Source organism: Desulfobulbaceae bacterium, assembly GCA_013792005.1.
GTDB lineage: Bacteria > Desulfobacterota > Desulfobulbia > Desulfobulbales > VMSU01 > VMSU01.
Map to the genome: position 1 here is coordinate 1 of VMSU01000062.1, position 16,442 is coordinate 16,442.

The following is a 16,442-nucleotide window of genomic DNA, read 5'->3' on the forward strand; positions in this document are numbered from 1 at the left end:
GCCTATCGTCTCCTGTCTTCACAGTGTGATTATCCCCTTCATCTGGGTGTGACCGAGGCGGGGGGGCTGATTGCGGGAACTGTTAAGTCGAGCGTGGCCCTGGGCCTGCTGTTGTATGATGGCATTGGCGATACCTTCCGGATATCCCTGACCCGTGATCCGGTCGAGGAGATCCGGGTCGGCTTTGAGTTGCTTCGGGCGTTGCATATCCGCCATCGCGGACCGGAGCTGATCTCCTGTCCCACCTGTGGACGGTGTCAGATCAATCTGTTCAGTTTGGCTGAACGGGTTGAGCAGTATATTCAGCACATGGAGACCAATCTCAAGATTGCCGTTATGGGCTGTGTGGTCAACGGACCGGGCGAAGCTAAGGAGGCGGATCTTGGCCTTGCCGGTGGGAATGGGATGGGAATTTTATTTAAAAAGGGGAAGCTCTATAAGAAAGTACCAGAGGATCAGCTCTTTGATGTTTTTGTTGAAGAGTTGAAGAAGATGGAAAAGAGTGGTTGACGGTTAGCAGTTGACGGTTTGCGGGAAGGATCGGACAGTTTTTTGGGAGTGATAGATGGCATCGTTCGAAGATTTAGATGTATGGAAAAAATCTTGTCGTCTATCCGTAATTCTTTATGGTTTATTGAAGAATTGCCGAGATTATGGATTTCGTGATCAAATGCTACGGGCCTCCATATCTATTCCTTCGAATATCGCGGAAGGAGGCGAAAGAAACTCTGTCCCTGACTTCCAGAGATTTATTGCCTATGCCAAAGGTTCAGCTGCTGAATTGCGTTCTCAAGTTTATATTTCTCAAGAAGTTGGCATAGTTGCACCCGAGGATGCTGGGCATTTAATCAATGAATTGAAGTCGATATCACGGATGCTACAAGCTTTACATAACTCCTTAAATGGACGAATAACCTGAATCACCAACCGTCAACCGCTAACCGCTAACCGCTAACCGATAACTTAAAGAACCCCTATGCGCTTTACAACATTACTGATTCCAACTCTGAAGGAAAATCCGGCCGAGGCTGATGTTATCAGTCATAAATTATTGATGCGGGCTGGGTTTATTCGCAAACTCACCAGTGGTATCTATTCGTATCTGCCTCTGGGGCTGATGACCCTGCGTAAGATTGAGCAGATTATTCGTGAGGAGATGAATGCGGCAGGGGCTCAGGAAGTGCTTTTACCGATGGTGCAGCCGGCTGATCTCTGGGAAGAATCCGGGCGGCTGAAGAAATATGGGCCTGAACTCTTGCGTTTCAAGGACCGCCATGATCGTGAGTCCTGTTTAGGGCCCACCCATGAGGAGGTCATTACCGATCTGGTTCGTAATAATATCCACTCTTATCGTGGTCTGCCGGTCAACCTCTACCAGATTCAGACCAAGTTTCGGGATGAAATCAGACCGCGTTTTGGTCTGATGCGTGGACGTGAATTCATCATGAAGGACGCGTATAGCTTCGATGCGACCGAGGTCGGGGTGGACGTGTCATATCAGAAGATGAATGATGCCTATCACCGAATATTTTCCCGCTGTGGTCTGCGTTTTCGGGCGGTGGAGGCAGACACCGGCACTATCGGGGGCAGTTTTTCTCATGAGTTTATGGTCTTGGCTGAAACAGGTGAGGACACCATTGTGGTCTGCCGGAAGTGTTCGTATGCCGCCAACCTGGAGAAGGCAGTGTGCGCCACTCCTAGAGCACAGAGCCATGCGGAACAGCCTATAACCAAGGTCGAGACCCCGGGGAAGCGCAAGGTCGATGCAGTGTGCGACTTTTTGAAGATTGCTCCTCATGATCTGGTCAAGACCTTGATTTACATGGCTGATGGTCAGCCGGTTGCGGTTTTGTTGCGAGGGGATCATGAGGTGCAGCCGGTTAAGCTCAAGAACGCACTGGGTGCAGATGAGGTCGAGTTGGCCTCTGATCAACAGTGTTTTGATGCTACCGGTGTTCCGACCGGTTATCTGGGTCCGATTGGGCTCACAATTAAAGTGGTGGCTGATCGGCAGATTGCTGGCATGAAGAATTTTGCCATTGGCGCCAACGAGAAGAATTTTCATTATCTCAATGCTAACCTGGCTCGTGATTTTACTGTGGAGACGATGGCTGATCTGCGGATGGTCACTGAGTCTGATCGCTGTCTATTCTGTGGCGGGGAGTTGGAGTTGACTCGAGGGATCGAGGTCGGCCATATTTTTAAGCTTGGGACTTCCTATAGCGAGGCATTGAACGCCAAGTTTCTGGACAGTGACGGCCAGGAGAAACCCTTTATTATGGGCTGCTATGGGATTGGCGTCAGTCGGATAATGGCGGCGGCCATTGAGCAGAATCATGATAAGGACGGCATCATCTTCCCGCTGCCGATTTCTCCGTTTCAAATCATTATCCTGAACTTAGGCTTTACCGATGGTGAGATTACTCGTGCTGCGGAGTCTTTGTATCAGTCGTTGCAGAGTCGGGGAGTCGATGTCCTGCTTGACGACCGTGACGAGCGGCCAGGGAGTAAATTCAAGGACGCCGATCTGATCGGCATCCCCATTCGGGTGACAGTCGGTAAACGTTTTGTCTCTGACGGCGTGGTGGAGGTTCGTCATCGTCGGGATGGGGCTGTAACCGAGGCGCCGTTTGCTGAGGCTGCAGAGGCCTTGGTGCGGATGGTTTCTTTGTAGCCGAGGTGGGAGGTTTTTGACGATTTTTTAGTGCATGGATCAGAGGAAATGCTTTTCTTGGAAGAGCATGAACTCGATACTCCGAAAATTCACCGGTTAGTTACCTTGTTTGGAAAAGTCGAAGTATTATTGGGGCGAAGTGTAGATTTGAGTATGCTTCAAACCCTTGATGCACTTTATATCGAGGCAAGATATCCCGGAGAGTTGGGATTGCTTCCTCATGGTCGACCAAGCGCTGCTGATGCGGAAAGGTTTTCTATTTTTGCTAATGCAGTTTTTCAGACCGCTGCCGTACGGCTTAATCAATTGTAATATATTTACTCTACTATCCCATGCCTACCATCGATGACGTCATAGCCCTCACTCGCCAGTACCTGCCGGAGGAGCAGAGCCATTTGCTTCGCAAGGCGTATGATTATGCCGTTGAGGTCTATGGTAAGCACTCCAATAGGCGGTCGGGTGACCCTTACATCTCTCATCCCTTGTCAGTGGCCCAGGTTCTGGCCAGTATGCAGCTTGATATTCATACGGTAATTGCAGGTCTTTTACATAAGGTGTTGCGGGGGCGACCCCAATCGGCGGAACAGGAAGTTGTCGACTTGTTCGGCGAGGATGTGGCCCGGATTGTCAGCGGGGCGACCAAGATTGACGATATTCAGTTTATGAGTCGCTTGGACTATAAGGCTGAAAACGTTAAGAAGATGCTTCTGGCTATGTCTGCCGATATCCGGGTGCTTCTCGTTAAGCTTGCGGACCACCTTCACGATATGCAGACGGTCTCTTTTGTCGATCCCGCCCGCCAGCGGGAGTTGGCCCAGGATACCCGTGATCTTTATGCACCCCTTGCCAGTCGTCTCGGCATCGACTGGATCAAGCGGGAACTTGAGGATCTCTCCTTTCAATATCTTAATCCCGTTGAATATACGGCGTTATCATCTCAGATCGAGACCTCTCTGCAAGAGCGGCAGGAATTTGTTGATAAGATTAAGCACACCCTTGACGAGAACTTGAGCGCTCATGGATTGCGGGATTTTACCATTCTCGGTCGGCCAAAGCACCTCTACAGTATCTACCGTAAGCTGATTGCCCAGAATATCTCCATCGATAAGGTCTATGATAAAGTAGCCTTTCGCATTGTTGTCAAGGAGGTCAGCGAGTGTTACGAGGTCTTGGGGATCATTCATGCGCTGTGGAAGCCGATCCCCAGTCGGTTCAAAGATTTCATCGGCACGCCCAAGGCAAATCTTTATCAGTCCCTTCACACCTCTGTTGTAGGTCCCCATGGCGATTTTATGGAGATTCAGATCCGGACCAGGGATATGGACGAAGTGGCCAACGATGGCATTGCAGCTCATTGGGCATATAAGGAAGGTTCAGCTATTTCGCAGAAGGACGCCCGGTTGTTTCATTGGTTGAAGCAACTGGTGCAGAGTCTGCAAGAGGTTCATGATTCGCGGGAGTTTCTGGATGCCGTGAAGACAGAGCTTGATCATGCCGAAGTCTATGCCTTGACTCCCAACGGCGATGTGAAGGAGTTGCCGACAGGAAGCACGCCGCTTGATTTTGCGTACAGTATTCATACTCAGATCGGTCATCATTGTACGGGCGCCAAGATTAATGGCCGGATTGTGCCTCTGAAATACGAAATTCAGAATGGAGATGTGGTTGAGGTTATTACCTCGCCCTCCCAGCATCCGAATCAGGGCTGGTTGTCTTTGGTCAAGACCAGCCGAGCCAGGGGGCGGATTCGTCATTGGTTGAACCTGGAGGATCAGGAGCGATTTCTGGAGACAGGTCGTGATATCTGCGAGCGTGAGCTGAAAAAATATGACTTAAGTCTCAAGCGACTTGTTAAGTCCGGGGAGTTGCGGGCAATTTTAAAAAAGTTTAGTTGCAACACCCTTGATGACCTATTGCGCAAGACCGGAAGTGGCAAGGTCACCGTTCAGTCCCTGACCGATGCCTTTGTGGCTTTGGTGGTTAAGGAAGAGCCTGCGGTGCAGAAGAGGGACTTTGCCGAGATTGAGCGTCTGCCTTTGCCGGTAAAGGGGAAGGCGCGACGACCGAGTCAGAGTGTGGTTCGAATTGATGGGATTGACAATGTCCTGGTCAAGATGAGCAATTGCTGTCTGCCGATGCCGGGAGATAATATTGGTGGATTTATTACTTCGGGACGAGGGGTGTCAGTGCATAAGGCTGAGTGCCGTAATTTTCTGAACTCCGATCCCGATCGGCGGGTTTCTGTCCGGTGGGAACGGGAGGATTCCGGTAGCCACAAGGCAAAAATTCAGGTTGTCGCCCAGAACAGCAAAGGATTGCTGGTTGCTATCTGTAATCAGGTGAGTGCGGAGAATGCCGATATCCTTGATGTTGAGGCGCATTCGTCCAAGAAATCAATTCAAGCGACAGTTGATTTAGTGCTTGAGGTGACCGACAAAGAACATCTGTCGGTCATTCTCCAGCGACTAATGCAGGTGAAAGGGGTGTTGGAAGCGAGAAGGGTGTAGCGTATTACTTTTTGGCAACGAGAGGTTTTACTACAGCGCCGGAACGGATGCAACGGGTGCATACACGGGCGTGTGTGCCATTGCCGCTTTCAGTGGCCATTCTCACAGTTTGCAGATTGGGCAGCCAACGGCGACGGGTCTTGTTGTTTGCATGGCTGACGTTGTTACCGGTGGAGGGCTTTTTGCCGCATATTTCACACATTTTTGACATGATAAACTCCTTCAATGTTGCGATGTTTGGTTCATAACGAAAATCAGACTATATACTGACTATCCAAAAAATTGGCAAGCGTTTTTTGCCAACTTTCAGCCTCTGACTGTGCGAAGCTCCACGGTCCACCTCGTTTTTGATCTTATTCTTGCAGGAGTGGCTTAAGCCACTCCTGCAAGGACAGGTCTAAATTACGTAATCGTTCACCAGAAGCGTTGAACGTGCGGATTTCACTGGACTGTAAACGTTTACCGGGTGCCCCAGATGCGCGATTTATATTGACCCGCTTTGTCGGTCAATAAAGCGGTCTGCGAAGTGTGCTAGTTGCACATGAGCAGGCCGCTAACAAAGCATATGGGGTGCCCGGTAAACGTTTACTAAATTACTATCACTTGCACTGGCGGGATTATGAAGCGCTCTATTTTTGCTCTTGTACGATGTAACCCAACAACAATGGCACCTTGGGTGTTGGGTTACGCTTTGCTAACCCAACCTACGAGAATGCGGAATACGTTATGTTCTATGGCGCTAGGCATTGCCGTTTTTTTTTCTCTGATCTCATCCGTCCAGGCCCGAGATACTCTCTCGGTTGACCGGGACATGGTAATCCAGGAGAATTTTCTAGGGATCAATGCCGTTCATCATGGGTTTTCTTATCTGCCTGAATCGCGGGAGATGGGTATGACTGATTCTCTCCGGGCTTTGGAGTTGGCTCGGGTTAAGGCGGCTGGCATCCGCATTGCCAGGACCATGTACCGTCCCGATTGGGCCATGGGTGATGGTCCGTGGCTTCGGCCTGACTGGAATTCTGTCAAGATGAAGGCGCTCTACGCCTGGTTGGCCGACATGCAGAGGATTGGTGTCGATGTGGCCTTGAATATGGGGTGGTGGTTCCCCCGCGATGTCATTTGGAATCGGGATCAGCACCTTGCCACCTATCCCGCCGATCGTGACAGCTATTGCCAGTGGGTGAGCGAGTCTATTCACCAGATTGTCCAGGTGCGAGGCTTTACCAATGTTAAGTATATTTTTATGTTTACCGAGCCATCAGATGGGTATGGCGATACTCCTCATGCCAAGAAGGTTTGGGATTATTATAAAGATGTGCTGTTGGCTGCCAACCGGCGATTGGTTGATGATGGCCGCCGACACTTGGTGAAGATCATTGGCCCAAATACCTCGCAGGCGCCTCTGTGGCTTGATGAGACAACCCGTGAGTTGAATGATGTCGTCGATATTTATGCCAGTCATACCTATAACTTGACGACCTATCAGGCGTGGTATGAGGTTGCGCTGCAAGTTAAGAGCGCTGTAGCGAAAACTGGAAAGCCATTCTGGATTGATGAATATGGAGTCCAGGATATCGGTCTTCGCCAGAGTGGCCGTTATGGAACGTTGCTTGCCGAGGCCAATGCGGCATTTATCAATGCTGGGGCCCAGACCTCGATGATCTGGTTGTTGAGCGACCAGTATTATCCTGCGCCCATCAAGTATATTACCAATGGTGATTCCTTCCTGGACGGAAAGCATAGTTGGGGGCTCTTCCCCTGGCTTGCGGAGAGTTCGGCAACTCGTCCTGCCTGGGATGCCTTCGTGCTTATGAGCCGTCTTCTCGGTGAATCGGGAGGCAAGGTGGCACTGACTAAAGGTCTGGTTGAAATGCCTGTGGTTGCTATTGAGCGGGACGGGGGAGGCTTGCGGGTAATGGTGGTGAATGGAGGGCAGGGGAGGCGAGAGTTTGCTGTTTCCTTGTCAAGGCCGGTTGTCGCACCCTTGCATCGTTATGTTTATAGTCCGGAAGGGGCTCCCCGTATCCGGATTGGCAAGGCAGAGTTGCTTGAGGAGGCAGGAGCGCAATCGATCCAAGATACTCTTGATTCCGGCGAGGTGGCGATTTACAGCACTGACAAGGTCGAGATTGATGGGCTGGGGAGTGATCAGGGTGGGGCAGGGGAGGAGAGTAAGAATCTTGCCTTTCGGAAACCGGTCGAAGCGTCGAGTGTCGATCCGGATTGGCCTGCTGCGGATCTCACCGATGGTAGGCGGTTGACTTCCTGGCGGTCATCAGGTGGTAAGCGGGGGCATGGAGAACATGTTACGGTCGATCTCGGGCAAGTCTATACAATAAGGTTAGTGGAAATCGCCCCCGGGTATGATGGCGCGACATCGATAGTCAACTCGATCGGTGATGTGAGCGTAACCCTGTCCGAGAACGGCAAGAGGTGGCATCGGGTGTCAATCAAAGCCAGTACGGAGGAGGTGGGCGCGGTGATGATCGCCTCCTTCCCGCCACGAAACGCTCGCTTTGTCCGCGTTACCGTCAAGGCGAATCGGCAATCGGCATCGGATCAGATCTATCGAGCGCTGCTCGGCGAGGTAAAGGTATTTGGTAGGGAATTGGTTACGAGTCGGTTCTCATCTTCACCACCGTCAACACCCCCGGTCACTCGCTGGCCATAAAATTTTGTGAAGTTGGAGTTGGAGACGAACAGGCAAGTGGTCGCTTAAAATCCAATCCGCTAATTCGGCGGCAGAAACCCGCCCCGGAACCGGCGAGAAGAGCAGGGGGCGTAAGGCCTTCCCGCTTCTCAGGTCAATCAACGCATGTCCCGTAATAAAGGCGACGGCCCACTCATAATCCTGACGTGAGGTGAGGACGAATTTGATCTCGTCATCCACTCTGAGAGCTGCGAGATTCTCATCTCTAAATGAGCTGGACATCCCGGACCCCGGGCACTTGACATCCATGATCACCGTCACTCCGGCAGGAACCATGGAGATGTCGCAACTGCCGTTGGTTTCGAGAAGGACTGTGCGCTGCCCGCCCAGCAAGGACTCCATCAAGGGGATGACGTTATTCTGGAGCAGGGGTTCTCCGCCAGTAATTTCCACCATCGCACCTGGATACTGATCAACAAAGGTGATGATTTCTGACAAACTATAGTCGCGTCCTTCTTCCTCGTAGGAGTAGCGGGCATCGCAGTAGTCGCAACGCAGGTTGCAGCCTGCCAAGCGGATAAAAACGCAAGGCAGGCCGGCATAGGTTGATTCGCCTTGGATGCTGAAAAAAAGTTCCGAGACGGCAAAAACCGGCTCAGTCGGCACGATAGGTAACCCCGGTGCTTTCGGTTTCACCGACCGTGACGCTGTAGAGCCGGTAACGGTCTGAACTCAGATTAGGCGTAAGCTGTTGAAAGATATAGCGGGCCAGGTTTTCCGATGAGGGGTTTTTGTCGAGAAAGGCTGGGTGGTTGTTCAGATCACAGTGATCAAGGTTGTCCATGACGGTATTGACCGCAGTTTTGACCGTGCGGAAATCGATTCCCATTCCCAGTTCATCAAGCTCAGTGGCACGGACTGTCACCTGGACATTCCAGTTGTGTCCGTGAGGTTTTTCGCAGTTGCCGGGGTAGTTTCGCAGATGGTGGCCGGCAGAAAAGTGGGTTTTAATAAAGACATCAAACATGGCGCTCTCCATTGTTTTCGGTTGCATTATTTGCCGCTTCAGCTAGTATAGCGGTTGTTTTTTAGCCCCCTATAGTAATGAAGATTTTGCTGTTTGGCACGAAAGTTTTCGCAGTTAGCCAACGAGGAGAAGATAAATCATGGCTCGAATCGCGCCGTTTCGCGGACTCCGCTATAATAAGAAAAAAATTGCCACGATGGAGGATGTGGTTTCTCCTCCCTATGATGTCATTGACGAGCACTCTCGCCAAGCGCTTTTCAAGAAAAATCCATACAACATGGTTCAGCTCGATCTGGTTAAGAGTGTGGATGCCGGAGCGATGTCTGATGAGCGTTATCAGCAGGCCCGTCAGACTTTTGATCTCTGGCAGCAGGAAAATGTGCTGGCTCGCGATTCTCAGCCAACGTTATATCTGTATCATACCGAGTACTCTGTCCCGTCGGGGAAGCGTTTTACCCGCAAGGGGCTGATTGCCCTTGCCGGCTTAGCGGAATTTGCTGAAGGAGTGGTTAAACCTCACGAGAAGACCTTTCGTGGAGTCACCACCGACCGATTGCGATTGATCGATGCCTGCCAGGCTCAGTTTTCATCAATTTTTTCCCTCTATTCCGATCCGGCCGGGGAGATCATGGCTATCCTTGATGCGGTTTGTCCTGAGGCTCCGCTCTCTTCGGTCAGTGATCATGACGGCTGTCGCCATACTATCTGGGCAATTACTGATGAGACGGCCATTAAAGCCGTGTGCGCTCAATTTGCCAGTAAATCACTCTATATCGCTGATGGTCATCATCGTTATACTACAGCTTTACAGCTGCGGGAGATGATGCGGGAGCGACAGGGAAGTGTTCCGACTGACAGTCCATATAATCATACCATGATGTATCTCTGTGGCATGGAGGATGAAGGCTTGTCCGTGCTGCCGACCCATCGGGTGGTCCGGGTTCCGTATCTGACCACGGTCGACGCCCTGATTGAGAAGATGAGGGGAGGTTTTGAGGTCGAGGAGATTCACGGTGGTTCCCGTGAGTTTCTGGTAAGTGAAGTGCTCGGTCGGATGGATGAAAACATTCAGGATACCATGTTCGGGCTCTATCATCCGGGCGCTGATCGGTGTTTTCTGCTTACCTTGAAGCCTGGTGTTATGGCCCAGACCTGCTCGGGGAAACAGCCCGAGGCCCTGCAGGACCTTGATGTCGTGGTCTTGTCGGAACTGGTGCTTGGTTGTCTGCTGGAACTGCCTTATCAGCGTTGCGAGGACGAGAGTCTGATCCACTATTATCCCGATCCTGATGAGGCGTTGGACGCAGCGGTCAAGGAAACTCTTGATGGACGACAAGGCAGTCCGGTTCTCTTTCTGATGAATTCAACCCTGGTAAGTCAGGTAAAGCGGGTAGCGGACGAAGGCCTGGTTATGCCCCATAAATCAACGTATTTTTATCCTAAGGTCTTGACCGGTCTGGTGATTAATCCTCTCGATCCCGCTGAAAAGATTGGCTGATCCCACCATCGGCTTGCGGTTTCAATCCCCAACCACGAGCAGCCCAGATACTCTTTTCGACGGCAAGCTTATCTGCGCTCAATCCCGGAGCGGCTACCGCTTCTCTATTGATGCTGTACTTCTGGCTCATTTTGTCACGCCCCGCCGACACGACAGGATTCTTGATCTTGGCGCTGGCTGCGGGGTTATCTCCCTCATTCTGGCCAGCCGCTATCCCGACGTAACTCTGACCTGTCTGGAAATCCAGGAATCCCTGGTTCAATTGATCCACTATAATATCCACGAGAATACTCTGGGCGACCGTTTACAGGTCGTGACCGGCGATCTGTGCAGTATTACGGGGTTGGTCCCTGCTGGTGAGCATGACCTGGTGGTGTGTAATCCCCCTTACTATCGAGCGGACACCGGGCGTCAAAATTTGAATCAAGAACAGGCTGTAGCTCGTCATGAGATCAAGGCCCGGTTGGACGATGTTGTTCAAGCCGCCGCTTTTGCTATAAAGACCAAGGGGCGACTGGCGATGATCTATCCAGCTTCGCGGATCACTTCGTTGCTCTCAACATTAAAGCACAACCGCCTTGAACCCAAACGCCTTCGGGTTGTGTACTCATATCCAGGTGTTGATGCCACACTATGCCTGGTTGAGGCGGTAAAATGCGGAGGCGATGAGTTGGTTCTGCTCCCCCCGCTGTATATCTACGATCAACCAGGTGGAGACTATACTCCAGAGGTGGAGGCGTGGTATCATTTGGAGACGAGTAATCCTTCTTCAGTTAACTTGTCTGCCGCGTCCTTGTGATCCAGATCCCGTATGGATTGTCGCCTTTGGATAGGAAAAAGGCTCTGATGAAAATGTCCGTGGTCTCGTAATTCTACGTTGTCAGATGAGTTCCTACCTTTCGCCAACCAAGGGGGCCTCATGTGTGTGCCTGGTGTCATGATCTTCTTGATGTTTACGAAAATCTTTACATGACTTATAATGTCTAACATATGCTTGAGACATTACTATTCGATCATTGTTTACGTCATCTACAGGTTGCTCAGAGATGAAAAGGCTAAAAAAGTTGTAACTATCCACCTTCTGACCCAGAAAGGTGCCGAAGCCCAGAACCGTAACTGTCCAGCAGTGCCACAGATGCAAGGCATCGGCCGGGGATGTGTGCTTTTCGCACATGAGCAGGCCGATAACAACGCAGATGTGGCACTGCTGGACAGTTACCACAATTTTACGAATTTTCGCTACGATTCTCTAAGTCCGACAGGCTCCTAGAGATCTCTGCTTTTTTCACAGGCGTGGATGTGATTTACGTCCTGCAAGAGCTTACATGTTCCCCTGTGCCAGGGTCAACATCTCTCTGACCGCCTGATCCATGCCGACCATAATGGCCCGGGCCATCACCGAATGGCCGATGCTCAACTCATGGATAGCATCCAAGCCAGCGACTCGCCTGACGTTTTGGTAGTTCAGTCCGTGTCCGGCATTGACGGTGAGGCCGAGGGCGTACGCCTCGTCCGCTGCCGTTGCCACCAGCTCGAATTCGTGTTCCCTCATTGCCGCGTTTGTGGCATCGCAGTATCGACCGGTATGGATTTCAACAAATGAAGCGCCAATTTCGGCGGACACTTTGATCTGCCTGGGGTCTGGATCTATGAACAGACTGACCGGGATTCCTGCCTTGTCCATCTGATTGATGATAGCGGCTAACTTCTTTTTTTGGCCAGCAACGTTCAGCCCCCCTTCCGTGGTTAACTCCTGTCTCTTTTCTGGTACCAGAGTAATCATGTCCGGTTTAATGCTCAAGGCGAAAGCGATAATCTCCGGGGTTGCCCCCATCTCCAGATTCAGTTTGGTTTTTACCGTTTCTCGCAGGATTCTGACATCACGGTCTTGAATGTGGCGGCGGTCCTCACGCAGATGGACCACGATGCCGCTGGCCCCGGCCAACTCGCAGATGCCGGCAGCAAGCACAGGATCTGGTTCGCTGATGCCTCGGGCTTGACGCAGGGTGGCCACATGGTCGACATTGATCGCTAGCAGGGGCATGGTCTTTTTCCTCTCGATGTGTTGGAGTTGTTGTTGGAGTTCGTGTTCCCGTGATTCCATCTGAACGGCCTCGGCCTCGGAGCGTTCATGGTCGTAGCCTAAGAGGTGGACGAGCCCGTGGACCAACAGCCAGTTAATGCGCTGACGGAGCGGGGTTTTCATTGATTGCGCCTCTCGGGCGGCAGTGTCGATCGAGATCACGATGTCGCCAAGCAAGGAGCCGTTCGGGACATCTCGACCATCCTGCATGGGAAACGAGAGGACGTTGGTTGGTTTATCCTGCTGCCGGTAGTGTCGATTCAACTTTTGCATCGCCGGGTCTGACACCAGCAGGAGGCTGAGTTCGCTGTTCAAGTGTCCTGTTGCCCGCATGAGGGCCATGGCGCTTTGGTGCAGGCGTTTGAGGTCAATTTGATGGCGGCCACTGGCCTCTGTGCGGATATGAACAGGCATTCTGGTGTTTTATTGTTAGCTGCGGGGAGATGCGAGGCGCTGTTTCTCCGCCTCGTAAGCCTTGATTATGGCTTGGACCAGATGGTGGCGGACGACATCAACTTCGGTAAACTGACTGAAAGAGATCCCCGGAATGCCTTGAAGGATTTTGGTGGCGTGCAAAAGTCCGGATTGACTTTTTCCAGGGAGGTCGATCTGGGTCAAATCACCGGTGATCACCGCTTTGGAGTTGAAGCCAAGTCTGGTCAGGAACATCTGCATCTGTTCCCTGGTGGTGTTCTGGGCTTCGTCCAGGATTACAAAAGCGCTGTTCAAGGTTCGTCCGCGCATGAAGGCCAGTGGAGCGATTTCGATAATCTCTTCTTCGATTAGCGCAGCGGCTTTTTCTCTGCCCAGCATATCGTTTAAGGCGTCATGCAGGGGCCGGAGATAGGGGTTGATTTTTTCGGCCAGATCGCCGGGAAGAAAGCCGAGCTTCTCGCCAGCTTCTACCGCCGGTCGGGTCAGAATAATGGAGCGCACTAGATTCTTGCTGTAGGCGGCAACCGCCATTGCGACGGCAAGATAGGTTTTGCCGGTACCTGCCGGTCCGGTGCCGAAGACTATGTCGTTGTTTTTTATGGCATCGATATAGGACTTCTGGTTGATGCTCTTTGGTGAGATGACACGTTTGTTTCCGGTGATGTAGACCTGATCAAGGAAGATGTCCTTGAGGACCGCTTTGGGATGTTTTTCGAGAACCCTGATCCCGTACGCAATATCTGGAGGGAAGAGAGGGTAGTTTGATTGCAGTAGGCCTAAGAGCTGCTCCAAGAGGTTAGTGGCAAGGGAGACATCGTAGTCAGAGCCGAGGATTGAGATCCTGGTGCCGCGGACATGAATTTTGACCCCCAGGGCCTGCTCGATGATGGCCAGGTGTTTGTTCTGGGGGCCGTACAGGGTGGCGGATAACTCTGGGTCATTGAGTTCGAGTTCGCGTGATATTTCCGGATTCGATTTCACTTTTTCAGGGATTCGTCGATCATCTTCTGGATGGGCTCCATCGTCCGTTCTCGGACCAGACGACCGTTGATGTACATGACCGGCGTACCGGTGACTCCTGCGGTCTGGCCTTCCTGGATATCTCGAATTACCGCGTCTTTGGCCTCCTGACTATTCATCTGCTGTTGAAATTGCGGCATGTTCAGGCCAAGTTGTTCAGCGAAGCCCGTGAGCTTCTCCATGGTCAGGTCCCGAAAATTAGCATACACCAGGTCATGGTACTGCCAGAATTTTCCCTGCTGGTGGGCCGCCCAGGACGCGACTGCTGCTGCACCGGCAAATTGGTGGTTGGGAAGTGGATAGTATCTATAGACGATCTTGATCGAAGTGGGATATTTTTCGAGCAGTTTGGGAAAGAGTTCGCCGAGTTGAGCACAGTGGGGACACTGAAAGTCGCTGAATATCGTGATGACCACCGGGGCCTTGTCGTCGCCTAAGAACGGGGAACCATCGGAGGTGAGTTTTTTTACGAAATCAATGTATACTTCCTTGATCTCTTTGGTCTTTTGGTTGCTCAGCCAGATTTTGTCGCCATCGCCTGATGTCACGATCCGGTCAAAATCTCCGCCAACCGAAAGTTCCTCTTTCTCTCCGGCCTTGGTGTAGATGATAATCTTGCCGTTGGCGCCAAGGATGAAGGTGTAGTTGCCATCGGATGAGACCGCAAGGTCGAGCGGCGCTACGGGGGCGTTATAGGTTTTGTCAACGGACTGAAATACCTTGGCTAAGCATGGTTGAGCAGCGCTGAGGCCGAGGCAAAGAATTATCTGAGAGGTGACGAGTAGTTTTCGCATGGGGACATCTCCGAAGTCTAGTGATGGTTGCTGCGGGGGGGGAAGCGTCCGCTTGGCGCAACCGGGTCTGAGCTGATGGTTCATTGTACTCTAAATGATTGTTTATAAAACTCGTTCAATTAAACGTAAACATGGAGAGAACGCAAAGGAAATTTGCGTGATGGTAATTCTTTGTCGGGAGTGAACTGAGACAATGATTGCGAGGGAGAAGGTTGATCAATCAGCCACTATGCTTTTTTCGTTACGGATTTGGCTGGTATAGTCGCAGTGAGCAGGAAGAAGGAATTGTTTTAAGGGACTCGGAAATTACCAATTTACCCAGATCCGGGATGCGTTATGGTAAATTGGTAATTTCCGCGTCCCTAAGTAAGCTGCTGGGCAAGGAGGATGGCAAGGTGAGTTACCCGGGCCGATGAATGTGCCGCCGTTAGGCCTCGTTGCCATTGGATAAGACATCCAGAGCAGGTGGAGGTCACTAACTCCGTTCCGGTGGCCAGAAAGTCATCAATCAGCCGGGCGCGGATAGTGTCGGAGAGTTCGGCATGGGCCAAATGGAAGAGTCCTCCCATGCCGCAGCATTGAGATCCATGGGGGAGTTCAATAGGTTTCAAGCCGGGGGCTTTCCTGATCAGTTGCCGAGGTTGGTCGGTGATGCCGGCAAAACGAAGATGGCAAGGGTCGTGGTAGACAACCGGCGTGGGTTTGCAAATGTTCTGGAAGTTGGGAGTAGTGCTAAGGCTGTGTTCGATAATGAATGATGAGAACTCCCAGACCCGTTCCGAAAAACGTAGAGCCCGGTAGTACCAGTCACTGTCATTGCTCAGGATGTCGGGGTAGGCCTTGAGCCCTGCATAGCAGGAGGCGCAGGTGGTCAGTATTGGCAGGGATTGGGCCTTGTCTCCGGTAAACAGGGCAATAGTACGGCGGGCAAGGTCTTGCGCCTGAGCCATGTCCCCAGATGATTTGGCAGCCAGTCCGCAGCATGATTGATTATTGGGAACCATCAGCCGATATCCGCAAAGTTTCGCTAGCAGTGATTCCGCAGCCAGCCCGATGGCTGGGGCGAGGTGCCGACTCAGGCAGCCACTAAAGTAGAGCGCTGTCTCAGTTGCCACAGGAGAAGAGGTTGAGGGAATATCTGCTTCAGCGATAATCGGGACAGCGCCGGGAGGTTGGTTGGCCAGGGTGAGCCGTAAGCCGCTGTGTTCTGGCAGATTTGGGATGAGGCCCAATGGAACGGCTGTTTTTGCCAGGGCAGAGAGTGCGATTGGGTGGGCCATGGCCTGGCGGGCCAGAAATTTTTTGAAGGAAGAGAAACCGGTGATCTCTGGCATTGCAGCCCTGGCCTCAATAATTAAGGCTGGGATGTCGATTCCTCGGGGACAGGTACTTTTACAGGCGCCGCAGAGCAGGCATTTGGAGAAGATGTCGACCAGTTGCGGGTCGTTAGGGTCGACAGTCTCCAGGAGGTGAAGCCGACCTCGGGCTGTGTGGGATTCCCGGCCAGTGCTTTGGTAGACCGGGCAGACCGCGGTGCACGCTCCGCATTTGGCGCATTGAGGGAAAGAGGTCATTGTCAAGGGGGGGCTACTCAGGTTGACGGGGATCAGTTACCGGTTTACGGTTAAAAGAGTCATGGTTAATGATGGCTTGTCGTATGGTGCATGATGTTAGTTGGTGATCCCACGTTGTGGGGCTCGTCAACCGTCAACCGTCAACCGTCAACCGTCAACTGCAAATCGATAACCAGAGTA

Annotated in this window: 15 protein-coding genes; 8 read left to right on the top strand and 7 right to left on the bottom strand. The window is 51.9% G+C overall.

Features of this window, described 5'->3' with window-relative positions:
- From FP815_03530 to FP815_03550, 5 genes are all read left to right on the top strand, one after another.
- Positions 1-510: flavodoxin-dependent (E)-4-hydroxy-3-methylbut-2-enyl-diphosphate synthase (locus FP815_03530; GenBank protein MBA3014007.1), on the top strand; the 510-nt coding region annotated here is incomplete at its 5' end.
- 55 nt (positions 511-565) lie between these two features.
- Positions 566-919, top strand: coding sequence for a four helix bundle protein (locus FP815_03535; protein ID MBA3014008.1), 354 nt, complete (start codon positions 566-568; stop codon positions 917-919).
- A gap of 57 nt (positions 920-976) precedes the next feature.
- Positions 977-2,674, top strand: a complete 1,698-nt coding sequence (locus FP815_03540) for a proline--tRNA ligase (GenBank protein ID MBA3014009.1) — start codon at positions 977-979, stop codon at positions 2,672-2,674.
- A 48-nt stretch (positions 2,675-2,722) separates the two neighbouring features.
- Positions 2,723-2,986: a HEPN domain-containing protein gene (locus FP815_03545; GenBank protein MBA3014010.1), complete on the top strand. Its 264-nt coding sequence runs from the start codon at positions 2,723-2,725 to the stop codon at positions 2,984-2,986.
- 20 nt (positions 2,987-3,006) lie between these two features.
- Complete coding sequence (locus FP815_03550) at positions 3,007-5,181, top strand: bifunctional (p)ppGpp synthetase/guanosine-3',5'-bis(diphosphate) 3'-pyrophosphohydrolase (GenBank protein ID MBA3014011.1); 2,175 nt, start codon at positions 3,007-3,009, stop codon at positions 5,179-5,181.
- A gap of 4 nt (positions 5,182-5,185) precedes the next feature.
- Here FP815_03550 and rpmB read toward each other — a convergent pair whose 3' ends face one another.
- Positions 5,186-5,392 carry a 50S ribosomal protein L28 gene (gene rpmB / locus FP815_03555; GenBank protein ID MBA3014012.1) on the bottom strand — a complete coding sequence of 69 codons (207 nt, stop codon included), beginning with the start codon at positions 5,390-5,392 and terminating at the stop codon, positions 5,186-5,188.
- A 408-nt stretch (positions 5,393-5,800) separates the two neighbouring features.
- Between rpmB and FP815_03560 the strand changes: the two genes are divergently transcribed.
- Positions 5,801-7,852: a discoidin domain-containing protein gene (locus FP815_03560; GenBank protein MBA3014013.1), complete on the top strand. Its 2,052-nt coding sequence runs from the start codon at positions 5,801-5,803 to the stop codon at positions 7,850-7,852.
- On the opposite strand, the gene FP815_03565 is transcribed toward FP815_03560, so the two are convergent.
- Together FP815_03565 and queD are read right to left on the bottom strand one after the other, a co-directional pair.
- On the bottom strand, positions 7,823-8,497 hold the full coding sequence (locus FP815_03565; GenBank protein ID MBA3014014.1) for a radical SAM protein: 675 nt from the start codon (positions 8,495-8,497) through the stop codon (positions 7,823-7,825). The two genes, FP815_03560 and FP815_03565, sit on opposite strands and share 30 nt — an antisense overlap.
- The gene (gene queD, locus FP815_03570; protein MBA3014015.1) at positions 8,487-8,858 is read right to left on the bottom strand and encodes a 6-carboxytetrahydropterin synthase QueD; all 372 of its coding nucleotides are present in this window, start codon (positions 8,856-8,858) and stop codon (positions 8,487-8,489) included. Before queD ends, FP815_03565 begins: the two co-directional genes overlap by 11 nt.
- A 139-nt stretch (positions 8,859-8,997) precedes the next feature.
- On the opposite strand from queD, the gene FP815_03575 reads away from it, so the two are divergent.
- Positions 8,998-10,356: a DUF1015 domain-containing protein gene (locus tag FP815_03575; protein MBA3014016.1), complete on the top strand. Its 1,359-nt coding sequence runs from the start codon at positions 8,998-9,000 to the stop codon at positions 10,354-10,356.
- Positions 10,325-11,155, top strand: coding sequence for a tRNA1(Val) (adenine(37)-N6)-methyltransferase (locus tag FP815_03580; GenBank protein MBA3014017.1), 831 nt, complete (start codon positions 10,325-10,327; stop codon positions 11,153-11,155). The genes FP815_03575 and FP815_03580 overlap by 32 nt, the downstream gene beginning before the upstream one ends.
- A gap of 522 nt (positions 11,156-11,677) precedes the next feature.
- Here FP815_03580 and FP815_03585 read toward each other — a convergent pair.
- The 4 genes from FP815_03585 to FP815_03600 all read right to left on the bottom strand — a co-directional run bounded on the left by FP815_03585 (position 11,678) and on the right by FP815_03600 (position 16,262).
- Complete coding sequence (locus FP815_03585; protein MBA3014018.1) at positions 11,678-12,853, bottom strand: pyridoxine 5'-phosphate synthase; 1,176 nt, start codon at positions 12,851-12,853, stop codon at positions 11,678-11,680.
- 15 nt (positions 12,854-12,868) lie between these two features.
- Positions 12,869-13,855: a PhoH family protein gene (locus FP815_03590; GenBank protein MBA3014019.1), complete on the bottom strand. Its 987-nt coding sequence runs from the start codon at positions 13,853-13,855 to the stop codon at positions 12,869-12,871.
- Complete coding sequence (locus FP815_03595) at positions 13,852-14,772, bottom strand: hypothetical protein (GenBank protein ID MBA3014020.1); 921 nt, start codon at positions 14,770-14,772, stop codon at positions 13,852-13,854. Before FP815_03595 ends, FP815_03590 begins: the two co-directional genes overlap by 4 nt.
- A gap of 278 nt (positions 14,773-15,050) precedes the next feature.
- Positions 15,051-16,262 carry a (Fe-S)-binding protein gene (locus tag FP815_03600; protein MBA3014021.1) on the bottom strand — a complete coding sequence of 404 codons (1,212 nt, stop codon included), beginning with the start codon at positions 16,260-16,262 and terminating at the stop codon, positions 15,051-15,053.
- Positions 16,263-16,442: the final 180 nt, after the last annotated feature.

What these genes read in the sequence shown, in the direction of transcription:
- FP815_03550 (MBA3014011.1), top strand. Translation starts at nt 3,007, where the DNA reads ATGCCTACCATCGATGACGTCATAGCCCTCACTCGCCAGTACCTGCCG.
- rpmB (MBA3014012.1), bottom strand. Translation starts at nt 5,392, where the DNA reads ATGTCAAAAATGTGTGAAATATGCGGCAAAAAGCCCTCCACCGGTAAC.
- queD (MBA3014015.1), bottom strand. Translation starts at nt 8,858, where the DNA reads ATGTTTGATGTCTTTATTAAAACCCACTTTTCTGCCGGCCACCATCTG.
- FP815_03585 (MBA3014018.1), bottom strand. Translation starts at nt 12,853, where the DNA reads ATGCCTGTTCATATCCGCACAGAGGCCAGTGGCCGCCATCAAATTGAC.
- FP815_03545 (MBA3014010.1), top strand. Translation starts at nt 2,723, where the DNA reads ATGCTTTTCTTGGAAGAGCATGAACTCGATACTCCGAAAATTCACCGG.
- FP815_03600 (MBA3014021.1), bottom strand. Translation starts at nt 16,262, where the DNA reads ATGACCTCTTTCCCTCAATGCGCCAAATGCGGAGCGTGCACCGCGGTC.
- FP815_03540 (MBA3014009.1), top strand. Translation starts at nt 977, where the DNA reads ATGCGCTTTACAACATTACTGATTCCAACTCTGAAGGAAAATCCGGCC.
- FP815_03595 (MBA3014020.1), bottom strand. Translation starts at nt 14,772, where the DNA reads ATGAACCATCAGCTCAGACCCGGTTGCGCCAAGCGGACGCTTCCCCCC.
- FP815_03575 (MBA3014016.1), top strand. Translation starts at nt 8,998, where the DNA reads ATGGCTCGAATCGCGCCGTTTCGCGGACTCCGCTATAATAAGAAAAAA.
- FP815_03535 (MBA3014008.1), top strand. Translation starts at nt 566, where the DNA reads ATGGCATCGTTCGAAGATTTAGATGTATGGAAAAAATCTTGTCGTCTA.
- FP815_03560 (MBA3014013.1), top strand. Translation starts at nt 5,801, where the DNA reads ATGAAGCGCTCTATTTTTGCTCTTGTACGATGTAACCCAACAACAATG.